Origin of the sequence: Haloprofundus halophilus, assembly GCF_003439925.1 — an archaeon.
GTDB lineage: Archaea > Halobacteriota > Halobacteria > Halobacteriales > Haloferacaceae > Haloprofundus > Haloprofundus halophilus.
This window is the reverse complement of record NZ_QQRR01000001.1, coordinates 1,450,446-1,475,648: the sequence shown is the minus strand read 5'-3', so window position 1 is coordinate 1,475,648 and position 25,203 is coordinate 1,450,446. Positions and strand designations below refer to the sequence as shown.

The window sequence follows — 25,203 nt, the reverse complement described above, 5'->3', positions numbered from 1 at the left end:
CCCGAGTGTAGCGTAAAAGGTCGTGTTACATCGCGCCGCCCATGCCGCCCATACCGCCCATGCCACCCATGCCGCCGGGTGCGCCGCCTTCCTCGTCGTCGTTGCCGCCGGTCGAGAGGTCGCCCGCGGCGATGATGTCGTCTATCTTCAGTACGAGGTTCGCGGCCTCGGTGGCAGACGAGAGCGCCTGCTCTTTGGCGTGAGCGGGTTCGACGATGCCCGCCTCGAACGTGTCTTCCACGTCGCCCGTGAAGGCGTTCAGGCCGGCGCGGACGTCGCCGTCCTCGTGGGCCGCGCGGAGGTCGACGAGCGTGTCGATGGCGTCGAGACCGGCGTTCTCGGCGAGGACGCGCGGGACGAGTTCGAGCGCGTCGGCGAACGCCTCGACGGCGAGCTGCTCGCGACCGGAGACGGAGTCGGCGAAGTCGCGGAGCCGGGAGGCGAGTTCGACCTCGATAGCGCCGCCGCCGGCGAGCACGCGGCCGTCGGAGACGGTGGTGGCGACGACGTCGAGCGCGTCGTGGATGCCGCGTTCGAGTTCGTCGACGACGTGGTCGGTCGAACCGCGGAGCAGGAGCGTGACGCCGTGGGCGTCCTCACCCTCGACGTAGAACAGTTCGTCCTCCTCGTCGCGGCGGACCGAGCCGAAGCCGAGGTCGGCGTCGCCGACGTCGTCGAGGTCGGTGACGACGCTGCCGCCGACGACGTTCTTGAGGAACTCGATATCGGACTTCTTCGTCCGGCGGATGGCGAGCACGCCCTGCTTGGCGAGGTAGTGCTGGGCGAGGTCGTCGATGCCCTTCTGACAGAAGACGACGTCCGCACCGGAGTCGACGATCTGGTCGACCTTCTTCTTCAGCTGTTCCTCCTCCTGGTCGAGGAACTGCTGGAGCTGGTCGGGGCTGTCGATGGAGACGTTCGTGTCGACGCCGGCCTCCTCGACTTCGACGGCCTCGTTGAGCAGCAGGACGTTCGCCTCGTCGAACTCGACGGGCATGTCGTCGTGGACGGGGTCCTTGTTGATGACCGCGCCGCGGAGCAGTTCGGACTCGCCGGCGGAGCGACCGGTCTGCGTCTCGATCTTGACGTTCTCCATGTCGACGACGTGCGAGCCGTCGTCGGCCTCGACGGTGACCTGCTGGACCGCGCCGACGACGAGGTCGGCGAGCACGTCCTTGTTGAGCTCCGCGCCCTTGCCCGTCATCGAGGTCTCGGCGACCTTCTTCAGCAGCTCCTCGTCGTCGGGGTCGACCTGCGTCGCGATGTTGTCGACTTCCTCGCGCGCTTTCTCGCTGGCGAGGGTGTAGCCTTTGATGACCGCCGTCGGGTGGATATCCTGTTCGAGGAGGTCCTCGGCGTTCTTGAGGAGTTCGCCCGCGATGGCGACGGCCGTCGTCGTCCCGTCGCCGGCCTCGTCCTCCTGGGTCTCGGCGACTTCGATTATCATCTCGGCCGTCGGGTTGTCGATGTCCATCTCCTTGAGGATGGTGACGCCGTCGTTCGTGACGGTGACGTCGCCCATCGAGTCGACGAGCATCTTGTCCATCCCCTTCGGCCCGAGTGTGGAGCGGACGGCCTCCGCTACCGCGCGGGCCGCGCGAATGTTGTACGCCTGCGCGTCGCGGTCCTTGACGCGCTGGGAATCCTCTCCGAGAATGATCATCGGCTGACCCTGTTGCATTCGCTGGCTCATGGTCTACACCGGGATTGTTTGTGCTTCTATAAAAAAGTTCCGCTGACGAGCTATCGAACGCCACGCCACACACTGTCACTCACCGCTCGAAAACACACGGACCGGACCCGTGAACCGGATACTAATGAACTGTGTTAACAGGAATCTCGAATCGACGCTCGGGGCGGAAAAATCGGCCTTTTATATACAAAATCGACCGCAGACGGCCATCTGCAACTGACTCCGCGTGACAGCGTACGTCTCTTCGCTGTGCGTACGAGACGCGTGGCTCGGCCGTCGACCCAAAAAAAGCGAAACGGGGAGTTCGGTTACTGCTCTCGACCGTTCAGGGCGTAGAGGTTGAGAACGGCTTCGTCGAGTTCCTCCACGTCGTCGTATATCTCCGGTTCGTCGTTCACGTCAAGCGTCCGTACCTCCCGACGAGCGAGGTGGTGCTCCAGCTGTGCACGCTTGTTTCTGCCCTTCCTCTCGCGGCCGCTTTTCGTGTCAGGCATTTCGTGTTTGTGATTGTCTGCCACCCGTATCAATCTTTCTCTGATTCTCGCTGTCGTGTCGAACGTGCGACCACTCTCCGCGCCGGAGACGGACGTCGCGAGTCGCCGAGGACGAGGTGTACTACTCGGAGGTGTTGTCGGGGGAGACGCGCTACGGACAGGGATTTGAACGACGCGAGACGGTCGCTCACTCCGTTCGCGCTGCGACTCGCTGGCTCAAATCCTGGCAGTAGTCGTTTCCGACTCACTGAGATGCTCGCACACGCTTCGCGGTGTTCGCGGTGTTGTTCGTCGGAGAACGCCAGGACGGGGATTTGAACCACGCCCGGACGTGCTCGCGTCGCTGCGCGCGTCCGGTCTACTTCAAATCTCTGCGGCTCCCGTTCACCGCTCACGAGGTGGCGAACAGACAAGCTGTTCGCCGTGGTGTTCGCGGTAGAAGCGCCAGGACAGGGATTTGAACCACGTGAAGACGGACCTGCTCGCTCTGCTCGCAGGTTGCGACTTCCCTGATTCAAATCACCTGTCGTCAGGTTCCGACGTACAACACCGCCCCGCGGCGCGACGAGACGCGCCGCTCAGGAGTGTTGTGCTACGAGAACGCCAGGACAGGGATTTGAACCCTGGATCCCAGAGGGAACACGCTTTCCAGGCGTGCGCCTTACCACTCGGCCATCCTGGCTCGCATCGAATTTTGGCCGGTGTCTCGTTTAAACCCTTCCTTTCGCACCGCCCGACAGCACTACGGTACCACGGGCCGAACTACCGGCGATGGCAACGCTGACTTCCGAAGACGAGGGCAAAGTGCTGGTCGACGCCGCGGGCGAGAAACTCGGTCTCGTGACGTCCGTCGACGGAAACGTCGCCTACGTCGACCCCGACCCCGGTGTCACCGACGCGATTATGGCGGTCTTCGGCCGCGAGGACGCCGACGCCGACGACTTGGCCGTCGGGGGAGAGTACGTCGAGACGGTGAGCGAAGGCGAGATTCGCCTCCGAGAGGACGTCTGAACCGGTTCGCGGTCACCGTCTCGCCGTCACCGTCTCGCGAGCAACCGCCGCTCCGCGACGTACGAGACGCCCGCGGCGACCGCCCCGACGCCGACCGCGACGCCGACCCGCGCGAGAAAGCCGAGCGGCAGTCGTCCGACCGCGAGGTCGTACCCCTGCACGAGTACGAGGAACGCGAAGAACCCGACCAGCCCCCAGAGGAGACTCGACTTGACGCGTCGATTCACTCCAGCGACGCGATGGCCTCGATTTCGACGCCGACGCCCTTCGGGAGTTCCGCGACTTCGACGGCGCTACGCGCCGGCGGCTCCTCGTCGAAGTACGTCGCGTACGTCTCGTTCATCTCGTCGAAGTCGTCGATATCCCCGAGGAACACCGTCATCTTCAGCACGTCGCTCGCGTCGGCGTCCTCGGCGTCGAGAATCGCCATCACGTTGTCGAGCGACTGCTCGGTCTGCGTCGCGATGTCGGCGTCGTCGAGCAGTTCGCCGTCCGGTGTCAGCGGAATCTGACCGGCGGTGAAGAGGATGGAACCGTTCGTCGTCGCCTGACTGTACGCGCCGACGGCGGCGGGCGCGTCGTCCGTGCTGATGATTCGCTTCATGCTCGGTGGCTCTCGCGGACACGACTTAATACGCGGGGACCCGGCGACCGAGACGTACCTTCTTCTCCTCAGACGCCGATACGCCTCGTCGTGAACTCCTCTCGCTACGCGTTCGTCGTCGCCGTCGGCGTCGCGCTCTCCACGCTCCTGCTCGTCGGCGGCCTCGTCACCGAACTCGCGTCGTCGGTTATCGAGTTCTCGCTCTTTCTCGGCATCCCCGCCGGTCTCGTCGGTGCCGCTCTCGCGGGATTCGTGTCGTACCGTCACCTCCGGTCGCCGGAGTCGACGACGGCGCGGCGAATCGCCGAGTCGGTCGCCGGATTCGGCTACGCCGTCGTCGCCCTCGCGGGGGTCCGGTACGCCGTGCCGCCGACTCGACCGTTGCTCGGGTTCGGCGTCGTGCTCGCGGTTGCCGCCCTCGTCTCGCTCGCTCTCGCCGCATGTCCGCTCCTCGAATCGTCGCGGTAGGGACGGACCACGGCGCGCTCGACCGCTTCAGACCAGCACTTCCACTTCGTACCCCCGCTCGCGTATCTCGGCGAGCAACGCCTCGACGTGCTCCGGGCCGCGCATCTCCAAGTCGAGTTCGACCTCGGTGTCGCTCATCCCGATGTCGCGCGACGTTCGGTCGTGGCGGATGGCGTAGATGTTCGCCTGCTGCTCGGCGACGATGTGGATGAGGTCCTCCAGCGCGCCCGGGCGGTCCTTGAGCACGGTCCGAACCTTGAGATAACGGCCGGTCTCGACCAGGCCGCGGAGGATGACCGTCGTGAGGGTGTTGAGGTCGATGTTGCCGCCACAGAGCGCGGGGACGATGGTCTCGCCCGCCTCGTAGTCGAACGTATCGGACAGAAGCGCCGCGAGCGCGACAGCGCCCGCGCCCTCCACGAGCGTCTTGCTCCGTTCGAGCAGGTACATCAGCGCGACGGCTATCTCCTCGTCGGAGACGGTGACGACCTCGTCGACGCGTTCTCGGATGACCTCGAACGGGGCCGTCCCGACGTTCCGCGTCGCGATGCCGTCGGCGATCGTGTCGACGCTCTCTAACTCGTGTATCTCGCCCTTCTGCAGCGAGTCGGCGACGCTCGACGCGCCTTCGGCCTGGACGCCGACGACGCGTGCATCGGGCTTCTTCGCCTTTATCGCGGTGGCGATGCCCGAGATGAGGCCGCCGCCGCCGATGGGGACGACGACGGTGTCGAGGTTCGGGCAGTCCTCGACGATTTCGAGGCCGATGGTTCCCTGCCCGGCCATCACGTACTCGTCGTCGAACGCGTGGACGTACGTCCGGCTTTCGGCTTCCTCTATCTCGTGAGCTTTCACCTGCGCGTCGTTGTAGTCGACGCCCGAGAGGACGACGTCGCCGCCGTAGCGCTCGGTCGCCTTCACCTTCGAAATCGGCGCGTACTTCGGCATCACGATGGTGGACTCGACGCCCGCGCGCGTGGCAGCGAGCGCGACGCCCTGCGCGTGGTTGCCGGCGCTGGCGGTGACGACGCCGGCCGCTTTCTCCTCCTCCGAGAGCGTCACGATGCGGTTCGTCGCACCCCGAATCTTGAACGACCCCGTCCGCTGGAAGTTCTCCAGTTTCAGGTGGACGTCCGCCCCGGTCATATCCGAGAACGTGTGCGAGTACTCCAGTGGCGTGTGACGTGCGACCTCGTTGACTCGTTCGCGGGCCGCCAGAACGTCCGACAGAGAGAGCATATCCGAGATACCTGTCGGTGGTTGTTAATCGTTTATCCTTAGGGGAAAGGGGAATGCACGTGTGACGTGCAACCTCCGCTAAGTGGTGGGAGTATATAAAAATCAGGCACGCAGAGTGAAAGTGAAAGTGACAGACGGCGTCGACCTCGAACGACCGTCAGACGCTTGTCGGCCACTCGTCTGTCGCGGGAAGATGTCGACCAGGTATCGACCAGATGTCGACCAGATGTCGGTTTCGACGCTCGCGGAACCGTCAGTCGAGTTCGTGTATCCGCACGTCGTGGTCGACGACGTACTGGCGGACTCGCGCTTCGAGCGGACCGTCGCCCGGCCACGAAATCGGTTCCTCGGTGTCGAGACGCTCGGGGTCGCCGACGTACACCGCTACGTCCGGTGGCGTCTCGTCGTCGCCGCTGTCGGCGGCCGTGTTCGCGGCTGCCGAGGCTCGCGGAACCTGGACGCGGGCGTACAGCCCGGCGTCGACGCCCTCGTAGCGGTCGAGCGTCTCCACGTCGTCGGTTCGGAGGAGCCGTCCCGCCACCTCGCCGCCCGGCGCGAGCGTCGGATACCGCCCCGAGACGGGATGGAGACCGGAGAGTCGGGCGGGGCCGACGAACACGTACGAGTCGACGAGCTCGGCGACGCGTTCGGGGTCCGTGAGCGTCCCGTACACGAAGAAGTCCATACCGGAGAGAGTACCGGCAGCCACTTCCCCCTTCGGGGGGCGTAACACGGTCTGTATCCTGGTCCGCGTATGCGCGGAGACGACGAGGGTCGACCGTGAGTCTGTGGCGACGGCTCCGGCCGGTCTGGCGGCGGGTGCTCTCGTTGGCCTGGCCGGTGATGGCCGAGCAGACGTTCCGGACGCTGATGCGGACGACAGACGTCATCGTGACGGCGCTGTTCTCGCCGGCGGCCGTCGTCGCCATCGGCCTCGCGGACCTCTACGCCCGGTTCCCGCTCCGCATCGGTCTCGGACTCGGCGGCGGCGCCATCGCGCTCTCGAGTCAGGACACCGGGAGCGGCGCGACGGCCAACCGCGACGAGGCCATCACGCAGGCGCTGTTGATGGGAGTTCTGACGGGAGTCCCGTTCGCGCTGTTCGGGGTCTTCTTCGGCGAGTGGGCGATTTCGATACTCGGCGCTTCCGAGCGAGTCGCCCGGCTCGGCGGGCAGTATCTCGCGCTCATCTTCGCCACCGCACCGGCACGTCACGTCGCGCTCATCGGCGCGCGTTCGTTGCAGGGAACCGGCGACACGCGGACGCCGATGTACATCAACGTCTTCGCCAACGCGCTCAACATCTCGGGAACCGTCGTGCTCGGCCTCGGCCTGTTCGGCTTCCCGGAGCTGCGCGTCGTCGGCGTCGGCGTCTCCACGGCCGCAGCCAACGTCGTGACGGCGGCGCTTCTCCTGCTTGCGATGTGGACGCCGTGGAGCGAGGCGTCGTTCGCGCGGCCCCGCGACCTGGTCATCGCTCGGCAACTCGTCGAGGTCAGTCTCCCGCGCATCGCCGAGGGGTTCGTCGCCACGCTCGCGGAGTTCCCGTTCAACTCGCTGCTTCTGGGCTTCGGCACCGCCGTCAACGCCGGGTTCCAGATCGGTCGCCGGATGTACCAACAGGTGACCGGTCCGCTCTCTCGCGGGTACAGCGTCGCCGCCAGCGTCGTCGTCGGGCAGGCACTCGGCGACGCTGACCCAGAGAGGGCCAGGTTCGAGGGGTGGGCCGTCGCGGCGCTCGGCGTCGTCACCGTCGGCGTCGTCGGCCTCCTCTTGGTGCTCGGCGCGGGATGGTTCGTCCGCCTCTTCTCGGACGACCCCGAGACGGTCCGGTACGCGACGAACTTCGCGCGGGTGTACGGGCTCTCGGGGTGCGTGCTCGTCGTGTTCGTCGCGCTCTCGGGGGCGTTACAGGGTGCGAGCGAGACGCGGACGCCGTTCGTCGCGCGCACTACCGGGATGCTCGGCTTCTTTCTCGGCTTCTCGTGGCTGGTCGGCGAGACGCTCGGTTACGGTCCGCTCGGCGCGTATCTCGGCATCGGACTCAGCTATCTCTGGATGGCGCTCGTCGTCGGCTGGAGTTTCCGCAGAAGCGACTGGGCGAGTCGCGCGGCGAGAATGATGGCCGAGCGAGGAAGCGCGACCGAAGGGTGACGGGCCGCTGTGAGTCGGAGCGACGCTCAGCGTCAGCGTACGCTCAGCGTCGGAGCGACGCTTTCGAACCGCTGTTCGACGTGACGCTGGCACGCTTGTCGAGTCGCGTCGCGGTGACTTTTCCGTCGTCGTAAGCCGTGACCTCGCATCCGCAGAACGTGAATATCGTGAGGAGCAGACCGTCGTCGCTGGCTCTTCGGTGGGCTCCGTCGAACAGGTCGTCGAGGGCGTCCGCGTCGACAACTTCGACGAGCGACATCTCGAGCTCCATCGGGTTTCTGTTCAGACACTCGGCGACAGCCTCGACCGCAGTGATAGAAACCGGCCGACTACTGGTGGCCCATTTAGTAACCGTATCGGACATTCTCGATTTTCGATACGCAATCCAGCCCCATGTGAGATTCCACTATCCACATCGGCTCCCGGTCTGTCCGGGGCGATACTGATAGGGTACCGCTCAGTCGGGCTCGTAGAGGTACTCCAGTACTTTCCGCTGTGCGGCCCTGAGGTGGCCGTTGAGCGTCGATTGAGCGATGCCGAGGCGGTCGGCGATCTCGCGTTCGGTGCTGGACCGCGGCGACTCGAAGAACCCGTTGGCGAACGCCGTCTCCAGCGCCTGCCGCTGTCGGTCGGTGAGCTGCGCGTTCAACTGCGCGCGCATCTCCCCGAGCGTCGGCGACTCCCGCGGTCGCTCCCGGCGAGCGGTCAGTTCGACGCGGTCGTACTGCGTCCGCAGCGTCTCGACGAACGACCGGACGTCGAACTGGTCGGAGACGGTGACCGTGACGTTGCCGACGCCGTCCGCGGCGTCGAACCGCCGCGGGACGACGCCGTAGTCGACGAACGTCTGGAAGATGTGTTCGACGCCGACGGTGCACTCGAACACCGCGTCCGACCCGCTCTCGTCGACCAGACGGAGCTCTCGAACGTCCAGCGTCTGCTTCGTGTGCGCGACGAACGACTCCGAATCCACCCCGCGGGCGGTGAAGACGGCGCGGAGACCGCCCTCCTCCTGCGTCACCAGGTCGTCGAGCTCCAGCGAACAGTCCAGTTCCTCGCTCGCGCGGAGATACGAGACCGAGTCGTCCTCGACGGTGAGTTCGAGCTCGACGTCGGCGTCGCCGACGAGACTTCGCTTGCTCTCGGCGGCGTTGATAGCGTACGCCGTCGTGTTGCTCAGTTCGCGCAGCACCGACCGCTCCATCTCGTCGAACACGTCCGGTCGGTCGGCGTAGACGCAGAGCACGCCGTACGACGTGCCGTGGTAGCGAAGCGGGAGACAGATGAGCGACTGGTAGCCGCGTTTCAGCGCCTCGCTGCGCCACGTGTCGAACGGCGGGTCGTCGTGGAGGTCGTCGACGACGACGGGGTTGGCGCTCTCGACCGCCCGAACCGACGGATGCGTTCGGTCCGTGAGCGCCCGCAGTTCCGAGAGGTAACCGTTCTCGAACCCGGCGGACGTCCGAGGCGCGATCGTGTCGTCGACCACGTCGCGGCCGCCGATCCAGGCGAACCGATACGGTCCCGTCGTCGTCAACTGCTCGCAGACCGACCGCTCTATCTCCGCGCGGGAGGTGGCGTCGACGAGCGTCCGGAGAATCTGACGCGTCACCCCGTTAACGCGGTTGAGGCGGCCGAGCGTCCGATTCTGCTCGCGTAGCTGCGTCTGCTGCTCGACGAGACGCGCTTCCCTGTCGCCGCGGTCCAGCGCCGACTCGGTGTTGGCCGCGAGGATGCGGGCGAAACTCGCCGTCTTCGGGTCCGGGCTCCCCCCGAGGAGGAAGACGCCGTGACGGCCCAGCGGGTAGACGGCGACGTCGAACGGATCTGACTCCTCGTCGACCGGTTCGACGTCCTCGAAGACGTACCGCTCGCCGTCGACGTACGCCTGCCAGGCGAGCTCCGCCTCCGGGTCGAGCAATCGCTCCACGTCGGCGAGCCGCCCGTCGGTCGCCGACCCCGTCTGCGGGCGGAGCGCCCCGCTCGTCTCGTCGTACAGCGCGACCGAGACGAACGGTCCGTCGAGCACCCCCGCCGCGGTGTCGACGGCGATAGTCGCCATCTCCCGCTGGGAGTCCGCGTCGAGCAACCGTCCGGCGGCCTTCGAGAGCGATTCGAGCTGTCGTTCGCGCTCTCTGTGCTCGCTGATGTCGCGAACGACGCCGACGCGCCCGCAACCGCCGTCGTCGCTCGGGAACGGAGTAACCGTCGTCGCGGCCGGGAAGACGCTGCCGTCGCGCCGTCGAATCTCGCTCTCGACGACCGCTCTGGTTCGGTCGCCGTCGAGCTGTTCGCGGGTCAGTCGCTCGACGGTCCCGCCGACGTCGTCGGCGCGGAGCAGTTCGCTCTTCTCGCCGAGCAGTTCCGAGCGCGAGTACCCCACCAGCGAGGTGAACGCGTCGTTCACGGCGGCGAAGCGCGACTCCCCGTCGACGACGTACACCGCGTCGTCGACCGTCTCGACGACGGCCTCGTACTGTTCGAGTTCCTGTTCGCGTCGGTGCCGGTCGGAGACGTCGCGGAAGTAGACCGACACGCCGGTCTCCGAGGGGTACGCTCGGACCTCGAACCACGCCGACAGCGGAGGGAAGTACTCGACGAACGTCGTCGGCTCCTGCCGGCGCATCACCTCCCGGTACTCGTCTTCGAACGTCGTGCCGACCGCCTCCGGAAACGCGTCCCAGACGGACTCGCCGAGCAGCCCCTCCTCCGTGCGCCGGAGCAGCCTCTCGCCCGTCTCGTTGACGTACGTGAAGCGCCACTCGGTGTCGAGCGCGAACACGGCGTCGGTCACCCGGCCGAGCACCTCGCTCAGCTCCGTTCGGAGCTGTCGTCGCTGCTGCCGAAGCGTCTCGGTCCGCTGCTTCCGTTCGGTGACGTCTTCGGCCACGGCGACGACGTGTCTGAGTTCGCCCGTCTCGTCGGTCACGGGCACGGCGTCGACGCGGAGCGACCGGCGACTGCCGCCCGCGCGTTCGACCACGAGTTCCTCGCCGTACACCGGTTCGAGCGTCCGCTCCGCGCGGCGTATCGGTCGGTCGTCGACGGCCATCGGCTCGCCTTCGGCGTCGAAGAAGCGAACCGACGGTCCCACCGCCCGCGAGTCGTCCTCGGCGGCGAAACCGAACAGCTCTCGCCCCCGTGCGTTGCCCACCGTGACCCCGGTCTGACTCTCCCTGACCGCGAGCGCGACCGGTGCCGTGTTGAGAAGTCGCTGGACGACTTCGCGCCGGTGGGCCGGGCTGGACGGGTCGCCGACGCGGTCGGAGGCGCGCTCGACGACGCCGACGCTCCCTCGAACCCGGTCACCGGTGCCGACCATCCGACTCCGAACCTCACAGCGGACGGACGACCCGTCCGCCGTTTTCAGCGCGGTCGTCGCCGTCCTCACGTCGCCGTCGTCGGGAGCAGTCGACGCGCCGTCAAGCGGGTGCAACCGCTCGGCGGTCTCGGCGTCGAACAGCCTCGAGACGTGTTCGCCGAGCAGTTGCTCCTGACTGTACCCTGTTATCGACGCGACACCCTCCGACACCGTGACGAACCGCCTGTCCGTGTCGAGGCGATAGAGCGCGTCCCCGGCGACCTCGAAGAGGCCGTCTGAGATAACCGGGTCCCCGGGGCTTCGGTCGTCGTCGATTCCGTCTCGCCGCTCGCCGACCCTTCTATCGTCCTCGTCGACCCTTCTATCGTCCTCGTCGACCCCCCTATCGTCCCCCTCGGTTTCGGTATCTTCGCCGTCGTGTTCGCGTAGTACGGCGACGAATCGGTCCTCGGTGCCGGTTCCGTCTTCCGCCGGTCGCAGTTCCAAATCGAGGCGACGCCTCTCCTCGTCGGGCCCGCGGCCCCACCCGGTCGATTCGGCGCGACCGTTCCGAGTCACGGCGTCGCACAGCGACGCCGGCGTCTCTGTCTCCGCGCACGGTCGGTAGAACACCGACAGCGGCTGTCCGACCACATCGTCAGCAGTTCGACCCGTCATCCGCTCCGCTCCCGCATTCCACGACACGACCTGCCCGTCGACATCCAGAACGAACACCGCGACCCCGTCGGTGCAGTCGAGTAGCGTTTGGAACTGTAGCTCCGTCGCCACAGTGTCCCTGTCGTTCATCGAGTGTACTGTCCTCACGCCGTGGACAAAAACGCTGTGTGTGCGAAGTTACACTCTCAGTGACTAGTCACTCCCGAAAACTGAACGGCGGCGACCGTTCGAACGAGGCGGACGCAGTTCGACCCGGAACTGTCGCTGGGGCGCGGGACGAAAGAAACGAGGACGGGTGACCGAACTACCGCTGTCGTTTGAGTGCCCACCGCGACAGCACGCCGACCGCGACGCCCGCCGCGAACGCCTTCGCCATGTCTTCGCGGCGGCGGCGCTGGTACTGTTCGGGGAAGTACTCCTCGGCGGCCTCGACGGCGAGTTCGCCCAGTCGAGAGCGGAGCACGTCGGCTTGTTTGTCGGCTTCGGCCTTGGCTCGAACTTTCGCTCGCTGCTTCATCTCGTCGGTGTCGACGCGTCGTTGTGCCATGCACCGCGCCGTAGGCCGTTTGTCTGTAAAACCCTTGTGGCCCGGTGGAATTCACGAACGCTGAACCGTCCGTCGACGCCGTCAACGGGGCGTGAGGCGGCCTTTTACGCTGCGCACGCTCACCGCGTTCGCCCCGGAGAGCGGACCGTGAGGACTACCGCTCGTCGATGCCGACCCACTCGTTGTGCTCGTCGCCGACGTAGCGGGCACGGGGTCGGATGAGACGGTTGTCGTCGTACTGTTCGAGGACGTGGGCGACCCACCCGCCGACGCGCGACATCGCGAAGATGGGCGTGTAGATGTCGATGGGGATGCCCATCTGGTAGTACGTCGAGGCCGAGTAGAAGTCGACGTTCGGCGCGAGGCCCTTCTCCTCGGAGATGTACTCCTCGACGGCGACGCTCATCTCGTACCACTTCGTGTCGCCCGCCGCCTCGCCGAGTTCCTCGGACTTCTCGCCGAGAATCTTCGCGCGCGGGTCCTTGACGTTGTAGACGCGGTGGCCGAAGCCGGGGACGCGGCGACCCTCGTCGAGCGCCTTCTTCACCCACTCGGTCGGGTCGCGGTCGCTCTCGTCGACCTCTTTGAGCATCTTCATCACGTTCGCGTTCGCGCCGCCGTGGAGGCTCCCCGAGAGCGTGCCGACCGCGCTCGTGATGGCGCTGTGCAGTTCCGACAGCGTGGAGGCGGTGACCATCGCCGAGAACGTCGAGGCGTTCAGACCGTGGTCGGCGTGGAGCACGAGCGCCATGTCGAACGTCTCGGCGAGCACGTCGTCGGGTTCCTCGTCGTTGAGCATGTAGAGGAAGTTCGCTGCGTGACCGAGGTCCTCGCGCGGTTCGACCGGGTCGTTACCGTTTCGGAGGCGGTTGAACGCCGCCAGCGCCGTCGGGAGCTTCGCCGTGATACGCCGCCCCTTGCGGGCGTTGACCTCCTCGTCGGTGACGTCCTCGACGTCGGCGTCGGGGTCGTACGCCGAGAACGACGAGACGATGGTCCGGAGCGCCGCCATCGGCTCTTCGTCCTGTTCGGCAAGTTCGCGAATTTCGTCGTACGCGCCGTCGTCGAGGTGTCGCTCCTCGGCCATCGACGCCGAGAACGAGTCGAGTTCCTCGCGTGTGGGAAGTTCCCCGTGCCACAGCAGATAGAGCACTTCCTCGTAGCTCGCGTTGCGCGCGAGGTCCTCGATGGTGTAGCCGCGATAGATGAGACGGCCCTCGTCGCCGTCGATGTGACTGAGTTCGGATTCGGCGACTAGGACGCCTTCAAGGCCCCGTTTTAGCTCGTCTGCCATGTCACGAAGGTTCATGACCCTTTCAAAAAAGCGTTGCCGTTCTCGCCTTCACTGCCGGGTTTTACCTTCGCCGGTGCGACGGCCTGACAACCCTTTTGCCGTCGCGCCGAGAATTCGACAGCATGGACCCCGGAGAGGTCAAGTACGAACCCGTGAGCGTGAAAGCGGTGCTCTCGGAGATGAAAGACACCGCCGAACTGCTCATCGACCTCTCGTACTCCGCCGTGTTGCACGGGAGCGACCAACTCGCCGCCGAGGTACTGACGCTCGAAGAGCAGATGGACATCCTCCAGCTCAAAGCCCGAATGAGTCTCCTGATGTCCGCGCGCAGCACCGAGGACGCGGAGGCGCTCGCGCCCGTGCTCGGCGTCGTCGGCGCGGCGGAGAAAATCGCCGACGCCGCCGGCGATATCGCCAAGATCGTCCTCGAGGACATCGGTCTCCCCGAGGCGATGCGCGCGGCGCTTCCCGAAGCCGTCGAGGCGGTCGTCCGCGCCGAACTCGTCGAGGGGACGCCGTACGACGGCCGGACGCTCGCAGACATCAACATGGAGACCGAGACCGGCGTCCGGGTCATCGCCATCCGGCAGTCGCAGCCGACGGGGAAGACGGGGTGGTTGACGAACCCCGACCGGGACGCGACGCTGCGCGCCGGCGACGTGGTCATCCTCAGGGGCCGAACGGAGGGGCTCGACACCGTCTACGAGACGGCGACGGGCGATGCGTACGAGGCGCCGGACGCGCCCGCCCCGACCATCGACGACCTGGGCCGAGCCGTCGACTCCATCGTGTTGATGAAGAACATGAGCGAACTCGCCGTCGACCTCGCCTACGGCGCGGTGTTGTTCGACAGCGAGGGCGTCGCCGAGGAGGTCCACGAACTGGAGGCCGAAGTCGACGCGCTCCAGTCGCGCTTCGAGGCGTGGGTGCTCCGCGCGGCCGCCCGCGTCGAAGACCCCATCTCGCTTCGCGGCCTCGTCCACCTCGCCACCGCCACCGAGGAGATAAGCGACGCCGCCCTCGAAATCAGCGAGGGCGTTCTCCGCGGCCTGGACGCTCACCCGGTCGTCGCCGCCGCCGTCGAGGAGTCCGACGAGATAATCGTCCGCCTCACCGTCGGTGCAGGGAGCACGCTCGCGGATGCGACGCTCGCCGAGCGGATGGTGAAAACGGAGACGGGGATGCGCGTCATCGCCGTCCGCCGTCCCGAGTCGACCGAAGAGGGACACGACGGCGAGTGGGTCGTCTCGCCGGGACCGGCGACCGAACTTCACGCCGGCGACGTCATCATCGCGAAGGGGACTCGCGCGGGGGCCGAGCGCCTCAGCGAACTCGCGGGCGACCCCCGAGAGTTCGAGTGACGGTACGTCCGAGCAACGGTACGTTCGACCGACGGTGTTAGAGCTCGCGCGCCAACCGATACGCCGAGACGACGGTCAAGGCGGCGGTGACGAGCATCGCCGTCGTCGTCGCGAGCACGAACGCCAGCAGGAGAAACCACCCCTCCGGGCCGACGAGCGGGAACTGCTGGGTGCCGCCGAACGGCCCGAACAGTTCGAGTACTCGGAAGAGATACGCAGAGAGCGCCAGCAGCACACCCGACGCGACGCCGACTTTCGCGTGCTGGGGAACCGACAGCGCCCGCACGAGGCCGCCCGACTTCGGTCGCTCAGGAACGTCGCTCACGAGTACTGAATGGACGCAGGGGCCCAAAATCTCGTCGCTCCGCTTCGGCGGCGTGCGACCGGCGGCTATCGCAACCCGTCGAGGAGTTCGGCGCTCGCGGCCGTCCGCTCGGTCGCCGAGGCCCGCTGCGTCTCCTCGTCGAACGCGACGAGGTCCGCGGCGGCCAACTTCGGGAGGTCGACGTGGTACAGTTCGATTCGGAGGCGCTCGATTCCGGCAGTCGACTCGGCGTGCGGTGCGTCCGCTCCCGGCCCGTGCCGCTCGAAGACGGCCTCTGCCAGCGCGTCCACCGACAACGGGGCACCCCGCTCGACGAGTTCGAGCAGAACCGTCCGTCGGCGGTCGACCGCGAGCGCGTCGAACAGTTCGTTCCACTCGTCCGCGTCGAGTTCGGTCGCTTCGGGGGAGTTCGTCGCCGTCGGTCCGTTCATACACATCCACAGTTCTGCGACCTCCTTGACGCCGCGCACTCAACTCTGAAGGCGACCCGAGGCCGGACGAGCCCCGGTCAGACGCCGGTCGCCCGCCTCCGCAGTCGGAGCGTTAGTCGAGAAGCAGCGTGTTCTGTACGAGCGACGCGTTCGCCCGCCGAAGCCGCTGCGAGACGGCGTTCGGCGACACGCCGAGTTCGTCGGCCAGGTCGGTGATGTTCGTCTTCCGCGGAACCGTGAAGTAGCCCATCTCGAACGCGGTGACGAGCGTCTCCCGCTGCGGGGTCGTGAGGCCGTACTCGCGCTGTTTCGGTTCCTGCATCTCCCGGATGCGCACCAACTCGAACCGAAGGTCGTGGTCGTCGAAGTACGTCCGGAAGTCCTCGAATATCGACCGGTCGACGAACCGGAGCCTGAGCGACCACTTGCCGTCGTGGGCCCTCGCCGAGAGGGCGACACCGTGTTGGTCGGTTATCTCGTCGACCAACTGCTGGACTGACTCGCTCCAGTGGACGTTGTAGAGCGCGATCGACGCCCACTCGCCGACGACGGTGAGTTCGTCCACCGTCGAGTCGTCGGCTACCGTCTCCCGCACCACCTCCGTCGACTCGCTCTCGCTGGACACCCAGAGGAACGGCAGTACCCACTCTCGACTGTGCGTTGCGAGACGGTCGACCTCGACGTGTACGTCGGGAACGCGGTCGAACGTCTCTGCGAGTGCGAACGACTCCACCGGGATAGAGAACTCGGCAACGACGCCCATAGGGGGTCTACCGAACGGAGCGGCAAAAGTAACGAGCAGAGACTGTCAACTCGACCACGGGTCGAGTCCGAACCTGAACGGTTTCGGGACATTTTTCGGTCGCTGACGGCGAAACTCACAGCCGGGAAGTGTATGAGTTTTTAGCACTATACATTTATAAGATTATTTTAGTTAATTAAATTTCACCACCGCGTGTCGTAGCGGATGTACATGAGCGACCACCCAATCGCAAGCTACCTGCGCGACCACCCGCGAATGATCGGCGTCCTGTTCACGATGACCCTCCTGCTCTCGCAGGCGGGAGCCGTGGCGGCGAACCACTCGATCTGCATCAACGGTCCGTGATTACTCGTCGCGGTTCGTACAGAACTCGTCGCTCCACCGAAGCGAACCGTTGATTTTCACTGGCGCCCGCTCCATTCTCAGGAACCGTTCGGTTTCGTCGGCGCTCACCTCGAACTTTCCGATAGAGCCAGTCGCCAGATAGTACTTGTCGGTCGCGCTGATGAGCGGCTTTGCCAGCGAACCCAAGTCGTAGGCTTTCGCCGGATAGTACTCTATCTCTATTTCGTACGTGTCGTCAGCCTGCTTGTGGTCGAGGTGGAGTACACTCGGAACCCCACTTTCGTTCTGACACAGCGACAACCCACCGTCGCCGAGGACGATGTACCGGTTCGCGGTGAACACTTCCTGTTGGGCTATCGTCAGCGCCGACCGGAGCGTGAACCCGCAGTTCAGCAACCGCGCCAGCGTCTGTCCCAGTTTCGTCGCCGTCGTGTTCGTCACGTCCGAGAGCGTCACGACGCCGCCGTAGCTTCCGCGTTCGACCAGCGCCTCGCCCTGCTTGTACGAACTGCAGGCGTTGAGCAGAAACGACTCGACGGCCACGTCGTCGAGCTCTTGCGCGTCGAGGAAGCCGTCGACGCACTGCATTCCGCGGTGGTCGACGTGGCCGATGTAGTGCAGGAAGTTCGTCGGCCGCGAGAGCACCTCGGTCAGCTCCTCGCGGGTGAGGTCGTACCGGATGTCGATTTCGAACTGCAACAGGTCCCTGAGGCCGTACAGCTCGGCGACGACTCCTTCCTCGCGCATCTGCTCGTCGTTGCAGACGACGGTGATGTCGATGCTCGTCCGTCCGGAGACGTCGCGTTCGAGGCGGCGGCGGTACGACGCCGCCGTCGCCTTGCTCGCCCCGAGCGGGAACCCTTCACCGACCCAGGCGTGTTCGACCGTGTCCGCGGGTCGCGGGTGGACTATCTCCTCGGTTTCCGCCGCGTCGGACGCGCCGCGGACGAGCGTTTCGCTCGCCCCGTTCGCGGCCGGTGCGCGGGTGGCTCGGCGGAAGAAATCCGTCACCGCCCTCGGTTCGGGCTCCGGCGGCGTGAGCGACAGTCGGTCGGGACACCGAACCAACGAGAGGTCGTTGGCGACGAACGGGAGCATCTCGACGTTCTCCGCGGTCGGTCGGACGTCCGTCGTGAGGTTCCACGCCGGAAGGTACGGTTCGAGGTCCTCGAACGGCATCGAGAGGTACTCCGCGAGCTGTTCGTCCAGCGGCAACTCGTACAGCGAGGCGAACGCGACGTCGAACGCCGTCTCGACGGCGTGCCGCTCGTGGAGGTCGACGGGGTAGTACCCCTCCGTCCGCGTGAGACAGTCCAGAAAGAACACCTGCCGGAGCGTCCGCCCGAGCTCGCGCTCGACGTCGCCGTCGGGTGCGAGCGGGAACGACCGGCCGGCGACGTCGAGCCGCGCCTCCGACCCGGGAACGACCGTGGCTCCGAGGTAGTACGCCAGCGGCGCGCTGGCGTACACCGCCGAGCGCTCCGGGGGAAGAACGAGCGTCACGCCCGTCTCCGGCGCTTCGAGGCGGTCGGGGGCGTCGAACGTTTCCCCGCGCTCGACGAGCGGCGGGTGGCCCCGAAGCGTCGGAAACGACCGCTCCGGCGTCGTCGTCTTCAACGCCGACCCGAGCAGCGAGACGGCGCGCATCGTCTCCTCGGGGTCGTCCGGCGTCACGACGGTACCGGCCGGCCGCTCGTGGAACGACCGTGCGCCGACGTAGACGCGCGTCGGACCGTCGAACTCGAACGTCGTGCTCCGCTCGCCGTAGCGTATCGAGACGGCGTCGTCGACGGCGACGAACAGCTTCATCGGTGCCGTCGTCACCTCGACGTCGTAGGCGTCGGCGTCGAGCGAGAGGCCGGTGCGGTTCATCGACTGCGTGACGGTCCGTCCGTCCTGGGTTCGTACGATCACCCCTGCCAACTTCGGCAGGCGAAGCGAGGTCGTGCGAAGTTCGACCGCGAGGCCGACCGGGAAACAGAACGCCGAGGGGCCCGCCTGCCGCGGAACGACCGGTTCGGGCGTGTACAGCTCGAACCGCGCGTTCTCGATACTGTCGACGAGGCGGATACCGTCCCGCCCGTTCAATGGGACGCAGCGGAGCGTGCTCACGGCTTCCCCCTCATATCTGTATCCACCCCGTCGTCCCGTAGCCCGGGACGTGCCACCGCTGTTCGGGGCCGTACGGTTCGCGCTGACGGAGCTCGATGCGCGCGTCGAACACGTGCTCGAACTGGTCGACCCGCGGACTGTCGTCCGGGAGGGATAGGTGGTAGTGGCCCATCCCCTTCCTGTCTTCGACGACGTCGCAGACTCGACGGAGGAAGCCGCAGACCTGCGGCGTCTCGTACGTCTCCGAGAGCGTCCCCAGCGAATCGACCGAGAGCCGAAGCTCGCTCGGGGCGAATCCACTCCCGTCGTCGAACGAGTCGATGGCGCGCGAGATGTCGCGTTCGAGACGGCGGAGCTCCGTGTCGCCGTCCGATACGTCGTGTCCGGCACGCTCGGCGGTCGACCGGTCGGCGCGCCGACGTTCGACGACCCTCACGTCCGCGTCGTCGGCGGAGACGCCGATGGGGAGCCGGGCGTCGACGCCTCTCGTCGGCGCCTCGGTCAGCGTCACGAGTCGCTTGCGGTCCTCCACCGGCGACCCGAGCAGTCGCTGGGTCGCTCGGGCGGTCACCGACTCCGACACTGCCCCCGTGACGAGGAGATTGCAGCCCCGGCTCTTCAACTGCATCAGCTTCCCTCGGAGCGGGTCTACCGACTCCTCTCCGCGACTTCGGCCCTCGGCACGCATTGGTCTTTTGTTAGATAACGTATATGATAAAGTTTTGGAGTAACCGACCGCCTCCGAGGCGCGTTTCCCGTCCGATACGCGGGGACCGAACCCCTAAAGGTAGGTGCGTCCGTCCTTCGACCAATGACGACGACGCTCGGAACTGCGAGCGCGGCCCCCGGCGAGTTCGACACGGGCCGACTGGAAATCGGTGAGGCACGCGACGGCAGTTCGGTGGGACTGCCCGTCGCAGTGGTAAACGGCGCACGCGACGGCAAGACGCTCTACGTTCAGGCAGCGAGCGACGGCGACGAACTCAACGGAGTCGGCGTCGTCCAGCGGGCGATTCCGCAGATCGACCCGGCGGAGCTATCCGGAACGATACTCGTCGTCGGCATCGTCAACTACTACGCCTTTCAGGTCGCCCAGCATCGCAACCCCATCGACGACACGAAGATGAACCGGGCGTACCCCGGCGACGAGAACGGCACGTCGACCGAGCGCATCGCGGCGGCGACGTTCGAGGCGGCGACGCGCGCGGACCTCATCCTCGACCTCCACCAGGGGTCGACGAGCCGGATGATAAACGAGGTTCGCGTCCGCTGCGGTCCGCGACACCGCCTCCACCGCGAGTGTCTCGAACTGGCGAAGACGTTCGGCTGCGGCTACATCCTCGACCAGAAGGGCCCGGACGGCCAACTCGCCCGCGCGGGCCCCGACGAGGGGATTCCCACGGTCGACCCCGAACTCGGCGGCTGCGTCGGGTGGGACGACGAGAGCATCCGACTCGGCGTCCGCGGCATCTTCAACGTGCTCCACGGCTACGGCTTCCTCGACGGCGACGCCGACTCGGAGCCGCAGACCCGCGCCGGCGGGTTCGACCAGTACGGGTCGCCCGCCGGCGGCCTCGTCGACTTCAAGTGCGACCTCGGCGACCGCGTCTCCGCCGGAGAGACGCTGTTCGAGGTGACCGACGTGTTCGGGCAACTGAAGGGCCGGGTCACCGCCGACAACGCGGGCATCTTCTGGCGCTCGCGCCGCCTCCCGCAGGTCGCCTCCGGCGAGTACGTCTGTTCGGTGGGCGTGAACGTCGACACCGTCTAGCGACCTAGCGCCGACTACGCCCCGCCTACAACACCAAAAACCGCCAGTTACTGGTATGTAGGCTGCCGTTACGGGTGTATGCCGACTCACCTCTCCTGCCCCGACTGCGGCCGAACGTACGAGGACCGCTGGCGCTGCGAGTGCGGCCACCCGCTCGACTTCGCCGAGCGACCGCTCCCCGACGGTTCCGCCCCCGACCCGTCTTCGTTCGACGTCCGCGACGGGCTGTGGTCGTTTTCGGCGTTTCTGCCCGTCGAGCGTCGGGTGTCGCTCGGCGAGGGACTGACGCCGCTCGTCGACGCCGACGAGTGGAACGCGCAGTTCAAACTGGAGTACGTCTTCCCGACCGGGAGTTTCAAAGACCGCGGCGCGACGACGACGCTGTCGCGCGCGGCGGAGCTCGACGTCGACACCGTCGTCGAGGACTCCTCGGGTAACGCGGGCGCAGCGATCGCCACTTACGCCGCCCGCGCGGGCATCGACGCCGAAATCTACGTCCCCGCGTCGGTCAAGGAGTCGAAACTCCGCGCCATCGAGCGGGCGGGTGCGACGCCGGTTCGCGTCGAGGGCTCTCGACAGGACGTGACCGACGCCTGTCTCTCGGCGGTCGACTCCGGCGACGGCTGGTACGCCAGCCACGCGTGGAACCCGGCCTTCTTCGCCGGGACGGCGACGTTCGCCTACGAGACGGCGCTCCAGCGCGACTGGGACGTCCCCGACGCCGTCGTGACGCCGCTGGGTCACGGAACGCTGTTCCTCGGTGCCTACTACGGCTTTCGCGCTCTCTACGACGCCGGGTGGACCGACCGCGTGCCGCGACTGCTCGGCGCGCAGGCGGCGGGGTATGCGCCGATTGCGACGGAACTCCACGGGAGAGACGCGGGCGGGAGCAACGACGTCGCCGACGGCATCCAGATTCGAGAGCCTGTCCAGCGTGAGGCGATTCTCCGCGCCATCGACGACACCGACGGCGACGCCATCGCGCTCGGCGAGTCGGTCGTCGCCGACGAACTCGACGCGCTCCACCGCGCCGGCTTCTACACCGAACCGACCTGCGCCGTCGCGCCCGCCGCGCTCCGCGCGTACCGTGAACGCGGCGTCCTCGACGCCGACGACGACGTAGTCGTCCCGCTCACGGGGAGTGGGTTGAAACAGTAACACCGCCGGGAGGCGGTCGACCCCGCAGCGCGACGCGCTCGCTCGCCTCGGCGGTCCCAGACGGGCGATAGCGCCTTTCGCGCCACTACGGACACGGGACTGTTCGTCGCCCGAAACCCGACGTAACAGCGCCGCTCAGAGCATCTCGTCGAGGGGGACGTACGCGCCCTCGTCCGCCGACACCCACGTGGTGAGCAGTTCCTCGTCCGTCGCGTCCGCGGGGAACAGCGTACAGCGGTCCGGACCGAAACTGCTCGGCGAGATGACGTGGTCGACCTCGAACAACCACGAGAGTTCCGGAGGGGTTTTCCACTCGTTTGTCACGGATAGTACGTCTACACCCCCGGTCTTTACTATCGACTCGCTACCGAGTGTACGGTTGTATTTACTACGACGTAATCTCGGATGTATCCGCTGGAACCGACGGTATGCGGCGTTGTCTCCGGTTCGGGTCGCCTTACCGCTCGGGGTGAGTCGGGGCGTCGAACCCTCCTCTGATCAGCGGTTTTGCGACGTGGCGTCGCGCGCAAGGCGGCACTTCGTACCAGCCCTCTTCGAGGTCGCGCTGCACCTCCCGTTCGGTTTTCCCCGCGTTCTTCGTCCCGCACGTCCGACAGCGGTACCCCTGGTTTCGGCCGGCGCTCTTCATCCGCTTTCCGCACTCCGGGCAGTCGGGAACGACCGTCTCGGTCCGGTTCAACCCCCGAACGGCGAACTTCTCGAGTTTGAGCGTCCCGTCCGACACCTCGCCGCAGACGGTGAGCTCGTCGCCCTCTCGGAGCGCCCGAACTCGGTCGCGGAACCGCTTCGTCGGTTCGAAGGCGACGCAGGGTAAGGTCTCCCCGTGCTCGTCCGCGAGGGTGACGAACACGTGGCCCCCGACGCGCGTCTCAGGCGCGTCGTACACCCGGCCGTCGAGGCGGTAGGCACGGCCATCTTCGACGGAGTCGAGCGCTCCCGACCGGAGGTGGGCGTCGGTCCCCTGATTCGTCAGAAACAGCGCCGTCCGCTCGGTCGGTTCGCTCTCGATGTCGCCTGCGACGCGGCGGACCGCGTCGGCGTCGTCGCCGCGGACGCCGTAGAGAATCGGACCGGGAGCGTTCGGGACGCAGACCGCCTGTCGCTCCTCGGTGTCGACCGTGTCCCACGCGTCTGGGTAGGCGGCCTCGGCGGCCGCGAAGACGGAGTCGTCGTCGACGACGCGCGGCGTGCCGCAGCGGTCGAACTCGCGGTAGGAGATGTGTTCGTACGTCCACTCGTCGAACGCCGCCCACGCGCCGACGGCCGCGAGCGCGCCGATGCGTCCCCGGCCGCCGCTCCACCCGCGGTGGCGATACCCCGAAGACTCGGCGAGGTCGAGGGCGTCGTCGGTCGCGTGGAAGTCGCGGACCGCGTCGCGGGCGAACGTCCGAACCGGCTCGGGAACCGCCGAGGGGTCGCCGTCGGCGACGACGACGCCCGGACTCGTTCGCGGGTCGTCGCCGACGGCCAACCGGTCGACGACGTCCGCGGCGAGGTCCATCGCCGTCTCCGGCGCGACGTCCGTGTGGAGCGCCAACGCGGCGTTACCGCGGGTTTTGTGCCTCACGGCGGGGTTGAGCCGCACGAGGAGTCGCCGCTCGACGCGCCCGCCCGCCTCCCGAATCGCGTCGGCGACGAGCGTCGCCGCGTACGTCGTGCACATCCCCCGCTCGCGGGAGTCGGTGTCGTCGAGGCCGATGACCGTCACTAGCCGGCGATTGTCGGGGGGTCTACATCCCGCTTTCGCCTCGTCGTCTCCCACTTAATGCTATCGGTCATGCACGAAAGTAATCGGACGACTGCGAGAGGGTGGTCGGCGAAACGCCTATGTACGAGGACAGGCCTATTACCCCCCATGTCCCGCTCCGCTCTGGTGGGTAACGTCACCGCGATGCTGCGCGACGCCGACTTCGTCGTCAGCGAGCGCTGTGCCGTGCGCCCAAAGAGCTTCGACCTCGCCGCCCGCCGCGGCGAGGACCTCCTCCTCCTCAAGATTCTGGGCAACATCGACGCGTTCGACGCCGTGACGGGCGCGGAGATGCGTCGCCTCGGCAACTACCTCTCGGCGACGCCGATGGTGCTCGGCCTGCGGACCCGCGACGAGGACCTCAAGCCCGGCGTGGTGTACTTCCGTCACGGCGTCCCGGTGTTCAACCCGGACACGGCGTACGACCTCTTCATCGAGGAGGTGCCGCCGCTCATCTACGCGGCCCCCGGCGGCTTGTACGTCGACATCGACGGCGACCTGCTCGCCGACGAACGCGAGCGCCGCGGGTGGAGTCTCGGCCGTCTGGCCTCCGAACTCGGCGTCTCCCGGCGGACCGTCTCGAAGTACGAGGACGGGATGAACGCCAGCATCGACGTCGCCATCCAGCTCGAGGAACTGTTCGAGCAGCCGTTCAGCACGCCCGTCTCGGTGCTCGACGGCGCCGACGAGGTGCGCGACGCCGACCCGACGCCGCAGGACCCCGAGGCCGACCCCGAGGACGCCCACGTCGTCACCGTGCTCACCCGCGCGGGCTTCGAGATGCATCCGACCGCGCGCGCGCCGTTCAAAGCCGTCGGCGAGGACAGCGGCAGCAGCGAGGAGAACCTCCTGACGGGGCACTCGGCGTTCACCCGCTCCGCCGAGAAGCGCGCCCGCATCATGTCGTCGCTCGGTGCGGTCACGCGGACGCGCTCGGTCTACTTCGTCGAGAAGCGCGCCAAGCGCGACTCCGTCGAGGGGACCGCACTCGTCGGCTGCGACGAACTCGAAGCGATGAACGACCCGGACGACGTCCGTGACCTCATCCGCGAACGCGCCGACGAACCCGCGGACTGAGCGCCGACCGACCGGACTATTCGACCGGACCGCCAACCGACCGGACCGCCAAACGGCGGACCGTCGGCGAGTTCTTCTCCGCGCGTAGCGTACGTCGACACATGGTCTACCCGAGTGCAGAGCGGTCGGGACGGCTGAGCGAGGCGTTCGAGAACCTCGTCCTCTCGTGGCCGGGCGTCCGCATCAGCCATCGCAACGGTTACGCGACGTACTGCGTCGGCGACCGACCGTTCGCCGTCGTCGACGGGATGCGCTTGGCGCTCACGGACCTCACGAGCGAGGCGCGGGAGGCGCTGGAGAAGGAGTGGTTCGCCGACCCGTTCCGCGGCGAGACGGGTATCGTGGAGACGTGGGCGACGGTGTGCATCTCGCCGGACGAACTCGAGTCGCTGCTGCCGTTCGTCAGGCGGAGTTACGAGATGGCCCGCGGCGTCGAGTGGTGAGTCCGGGGCTAGCTCGCCGAGCCGTACGTCTCTTCGAGGTAGGCGACGATGTCGTCGCTCTCGGGCAGTCGACGTCCACCTTTTTCCACCTCGGGTCCGCGAAGCGGACCGCTCGGTGCAAAAATCTGGACCAAAAAGCCGCTCACTCACTTCGTTCGCTCGCGGT

General features: G+C 66.9%; 26 protein-coding genes and 1 tRNA gene. 9 read left to right on the top strand and 18 right to left on the bottom strand.

Annotation, left to right across the window (positions count from 1 at the left end; all coding sequences use genetic code 11):
* Positions 1-25: 25 nt before the first annotated feature.
* The 3 genes from thsB to DV709_RS07370 form a co-directional block, all read right to left on the bottom strand.
* Positions 26-1,663, bottom strand: coding sequence for a thermosome subunit beta (thsB, locus tag DV709_RS07380; RefSeq protein ID WP_117594173.1), 1,638 nt, complete (start codon positions 1,661-1,663; stop codon positions 26-28).
* A 338-nt stretch (positions 1,664-2,001) separates the two neighbouring features.
* Positions 2,002-2,187 carry a hypothetical protein gene (locus DV709_RS07375; RefSeq protein WP_117593203.1) on the bottom strand — a complete coding sequence of 62 codons (186 nt, stop codon included), beginning with the start codon at positions 2,185-2,187 and terminating at the stop codon, positions 2,002-2,004.
* Between the two features lie 601 nt (positions 2,188-2,788).
* Positions 2,789-2,869 (bottom strand) — tRNA-Ser (locus DV709_RS07370).
* Positions 2,870-2,958: 89 nt separating this feature from the next.
* Between DV709_RS07370 and DV709_RS07365 the strand changes: the two genes are divergently transcribed.
* On the top strand, positions 2,959-3,198 hold the full coding sequence (locus tag DV709_RS07365; RefSeq protein WP_117593200.1) for a hypothetical protein: 240 nt from the start codon (positions 2,959-2,961) through the stop codon (positions 3,196-3,198).
* A gap of 26 nt (positions 3,199-3,224) precedes the next feature.
* Here the strand turns inward: DV709_RS07365 and DV709_RS07360 are convergent, their stop codons facing one another.
* Positions 3,225-3,425 carry a hypothetical protein gene (locus DV709_RS07360; protein WP_117593198.1) on the bottom strand — a complete coding sequence of 67 codons (201 nt, stop codon included), beginning with the start codon at positions 3,423-3,425 and terminating at the stop codon, positions 3,225-3,227.
* On the bottom strand, positions 3,422-3,802 hold the full coding sequence (locus tag DV709_RS07355; RefSeq protein WP_117593195.1) for a Rid family detoxifying hydrolase: 381 nt from the start codon (positions 3,800-3,802) through the stop codon (positions 3,422-3,424). Before DV709_RS07355 ends, DV709_RS07360 begins: the two co-directional genes overlap by 4 nt.
* 90 nt (positions 3,803-3,892) lie before the next feature.
* Between DV709_RS07355 and DV709_RS07350 the strand changes: the two genes are divergently transcribed.
* Positions 3,893-4,270, top strand: a complete 378-nt coding sequence (locus tag DV709_RS07350) for a hypothetical protein (protein WP_117593192.1) — start codon at positions 3,893-3,895, stop codon at positions 4,268-4,270.
* Positions 4,271-4,297: 27 nt separating this feature from the next.
* Here the strand turns inward: DV709_RS07350 and ilvA are convergent, their stop codons facing one another.
* Both ilvA and DV709_RS07340 read right to left on the bottom strand, forming a co-directional pair.
* Positions 4,298-5,509, bottom strand: coding sequence for a threonine ammonia-lyase (gene ilvA / locus DV709_RS07345; RefSeq protein WP_117593189.1), 1,212 nt, complete (start codon positions 5,507-5,509; stop codon positions 4,298-4,300).
* A gap of 253 nt (positions 5,510-5,762) precedes the next feature.
* On the bottom strand, positions 5,763-6,194 hold the full coding sequence (locus DV709_RS07340) for a gamma-glutamylcyclotransferase family protein (RefSeq protein WP_117593186.1): 432 nt from the start codon (positions 6,192-6,194) through the stop codon (positions 5,763-5,765).
* A 158-nt stretch (positions 6,195-6,352) separates the two neighbouring features.
* Between DV709_RS07340 and DV709_RS07335 the strand changes: the two genes are divergently transcribed.
* Positions 6,353-7,663, top strand: coding sequence for an MATE family efflux transporter (locus DV709_RS07335; protein ID WP_117593184.1), 1,311 nt, complete (start codon positions 6,353-6,355; stop codon positions 7,661-7,663).
* Positions 7,664-7,706: 43 nt separating this feature from the next.
* Here DV709_RS07335 and DV709_RS07330 read toward each other — a convergent pair whose 3' ends face one another.
* The 4 genes from DV709_RS07330 to citZ all read right to left on the bottom strand — a co-directional run bounded on the left by DV709_RS07330 (position 7,707) and on the right by citZ (position 13,483).
* Complete coding sequence (locus tag DV709_RS07330) at positions 7,707-8,027, bottom strand: HalOD1 output domain-containing protein (RefSeq protein WP_157972680.1); 321 nt, start codon at positions 8,025-8,027, stop codon at positions 7,707-7,709.
* Between the two features lie 93 nt (positions 8,028-8,120).
* Positions 8,121-11,771 (bottom strand): PAS domain S-box protein, encoded by a 3,651-nt coding sequence (locus tag DV709_RS07325; RefSeq protein WP_117593178.1) that lies wholly within the window; start codon positions 11,769-11,771, stop codon positions 8,121-8,123.
* Positions 11,772-11,946: 175 nt separating this feature from the next.
* A complete protein-coding gene (locus DV709_RS07320; protein ID WP_117593173.1) occupies positions 11,947-12,189 on the bottom strand; it encodes a hypothetical protein in 243 nt (80 codons plus the stop codon).
* Between the two features lie 154 nt (positions 12,190-12,343).
* Positions 12,344-13,483: a citrate synthase gene (citZ, locus tag DV709_RS07315; RefSeq protein WP_117593171.1), complete on the bottom strand. Its 1,140-nt coding sequence runs from the start codon at positions 13,481-13,483 to the stop codon at positions 12,344-12,346.
* A 122-nt stretch (positions 13,484-13,605) separates the two neighbouring features.
* Here citZ and DV709_RS07310 point away from each other — a divergent pair, with 122 nt between their 5' ends.
* Positions 13,606-14,844 (top strand): potassium channel family protein, encoded by a 1,239-nt coding sequence (locus DV709_RS07310; RefSeq protein ID WP_117593169.1) that lies wholly within the window; start codon positions 13,606-13,608, stop codon positions 14,842-14,844.
* A 37-nt stretch (positions 14,845-14,881) separates the two neighbouring features.
* On the opposite strand, the gene DV709_RS07305 is transcribed toward DV709_RS07310, so the two are convergent.
* From DV709_RS07305 to DV709_RS07295, 3 genes are all read right to left on the bottom strand, one after another.
* Positions 14,882-15,169, bottom strand: a complete 288-nt coding sequence (locus DV709_RS07305) for a DUF7536 family protein (protein WP_232819706.1) — start codon at positions 15,167-15,169, stop codon at positions 14,882-14,884.
* Positions 15,170-15,234: 65 nt separating this feature from the next.
* Positions 15,235-15,600: a DUF7344 domain-containing protein gene (locus DV709_RS07300; RefSeq protein WP_157972679.1), complete on the bottom strand. Its 366-nt coding sequence runs from the start codon at positions 15,598-15,600 to the stop codon at positions 15,235-15,237.
* A gap of 112 nt (positions 15,601-15,712) precedes the next feature.
* Positions 15,713-16,363 carry a helix-turn-helix domain-containing protein gene (locus tag DV709_RS07295; protein WP_117593162.1) on the bottom strand — a complete coding sequence of 217 codons (651 nt, stop codon included), beginning with the start codon at positions 16,361-16,363 and terminating at the stop codon, positions 15,713-15,715.
* Between the two features lie 210 nt (positions 16,364-16,573).
* Here DV709_RS07295 and DV709_RS18305 point away from each other — a divergent pair, with 210 nt between their 5' ends.
* Complete coding sequence (locus DV709_RS18305) at positions 16,574-16,708, top strand: DUF7503 family protein (protein WP_256360024.1); 135 nt, start codon at positions 16,574-16,576, stop codon at positions 16,706-16,708.
* On the opposite strand, the gene DV709_RS07290 is transcribed toward DV709_RS18305, so the two are convergent.
* Together DV709_RS07290 and DV709_RS07285 are read right to left on the bottom strand one after the other, a co-directional pair.
* Complete coding sequence (locus DV709_RS07290) at positions 16,709-18,820, bottom strand: caspase family protein (protein WP_198665661.1); 2,112 nt, start codon at positions 18,818-18,820, stop codon at positions 16,709-16,711. It lies immediately after the preceding gene.
* 10 nt (positions 18,821-18,830) lie between these two features.
* Positions 18,831-19,448 (bottom strand): DUF7504 family protein, encoded by a 618-nt coding sequence (locus DV709_RS07285; protein ID WP_157972678.1) that lies wholly within the window; start codon positions 19,446-19,448, stop codon positions 18,831-18,833.
* Between the two features lie 183 nt (positions 19,449-19,631).
* On the opposite strand from DV709_RS07285, the gene DV709_RS07280 reads away from it, so the two are divergent.
* Both DV709_RS07280 and DV709_RS07275 read left to right on the top strand, forming a co-directional pair.
* A complete protein-coding gene (locus DV709_RS07280; protein ID WP_117593156.1) occupies positions 19,632-20,591 on the top strand; it encodes a succinylglutamate desuccinylase/aspartoacylase family protein in 960 nt (319 codons plus the stop codon).
* A 78-nt stretch (positions 20,592-20,669) separates the two neighbouring features.
* The gene (locus DV709_RS07275) at positions 20,670-21,749 is read left to right on the top strand and encodes a pyridoxal-phosphate dependent enzyme (protein ID WP_117593153.1); all 1,080 of its coding nucleotides are present in this window, start codon (positions 20,670-20,672) and stop codon (positions 21,747-21,749) included.
* Positions 21,750-21,884: 135 nt separating this feature from the next.
* Here DV709_RS07275 and DV709_RS07270 read toward each other — a convergent pair whose 3' ends face one another.
* Positions 21,885-22,073, bottom strand: coding sequence for a DUF7511 domain-containing protein (locus DV709_RS07270; RefSeq protein WP_117593151.1), 189 nt, complete (start codon positions 22,071-22,073; stop codon positions 21,885-21,887).
* Positions 22,074-22,206: 133 nt separating this feature from the next.
* Positions 22,207-23,478 (bottom strand): tRNA(Ile)(2)-agmatinylcytidine synthase, encoded by a 1,272-nt coding sequence (locus tag DV709_RS07265; RefSeq protein ID WP_117593149.1) that lies wholly within the window; start codon positions 23,476-23,478, stop codon positions 22,207-22,209.
* A gap of 147 nt (positions 23,479-23,625) precedes the next feature.
* On the opposite strand from DV709_RS07265, the gene DV709_RS07260 reads away from it, so the two are divergent.
* Complete coding sequence (locus DV709_RS07260; protein ID WP_117593147.1) at positions 23,626-24,594, top strand: transcriptional regulator; 969 nt, start codon at positions 23,626-23,628, stop codon at positions 24,592-24,594.
* Between the two features lie 101 nt (positions 24,595-24,695).
* The gene (locus DV709_RS07255) at positions 24,696-25,037 is read left to right on the top strand and encodes a luciferase family protein (RefSeq protein WP_117593144.1); all 342 of its coding nucleotides are present in this window, start codon (positions 24,696-24,698) and stop codon (positions 25,035-25,037) included.
* The last annotated feature ends 166 nt before the right edge of the window (positions 25,038-25,203 follow it).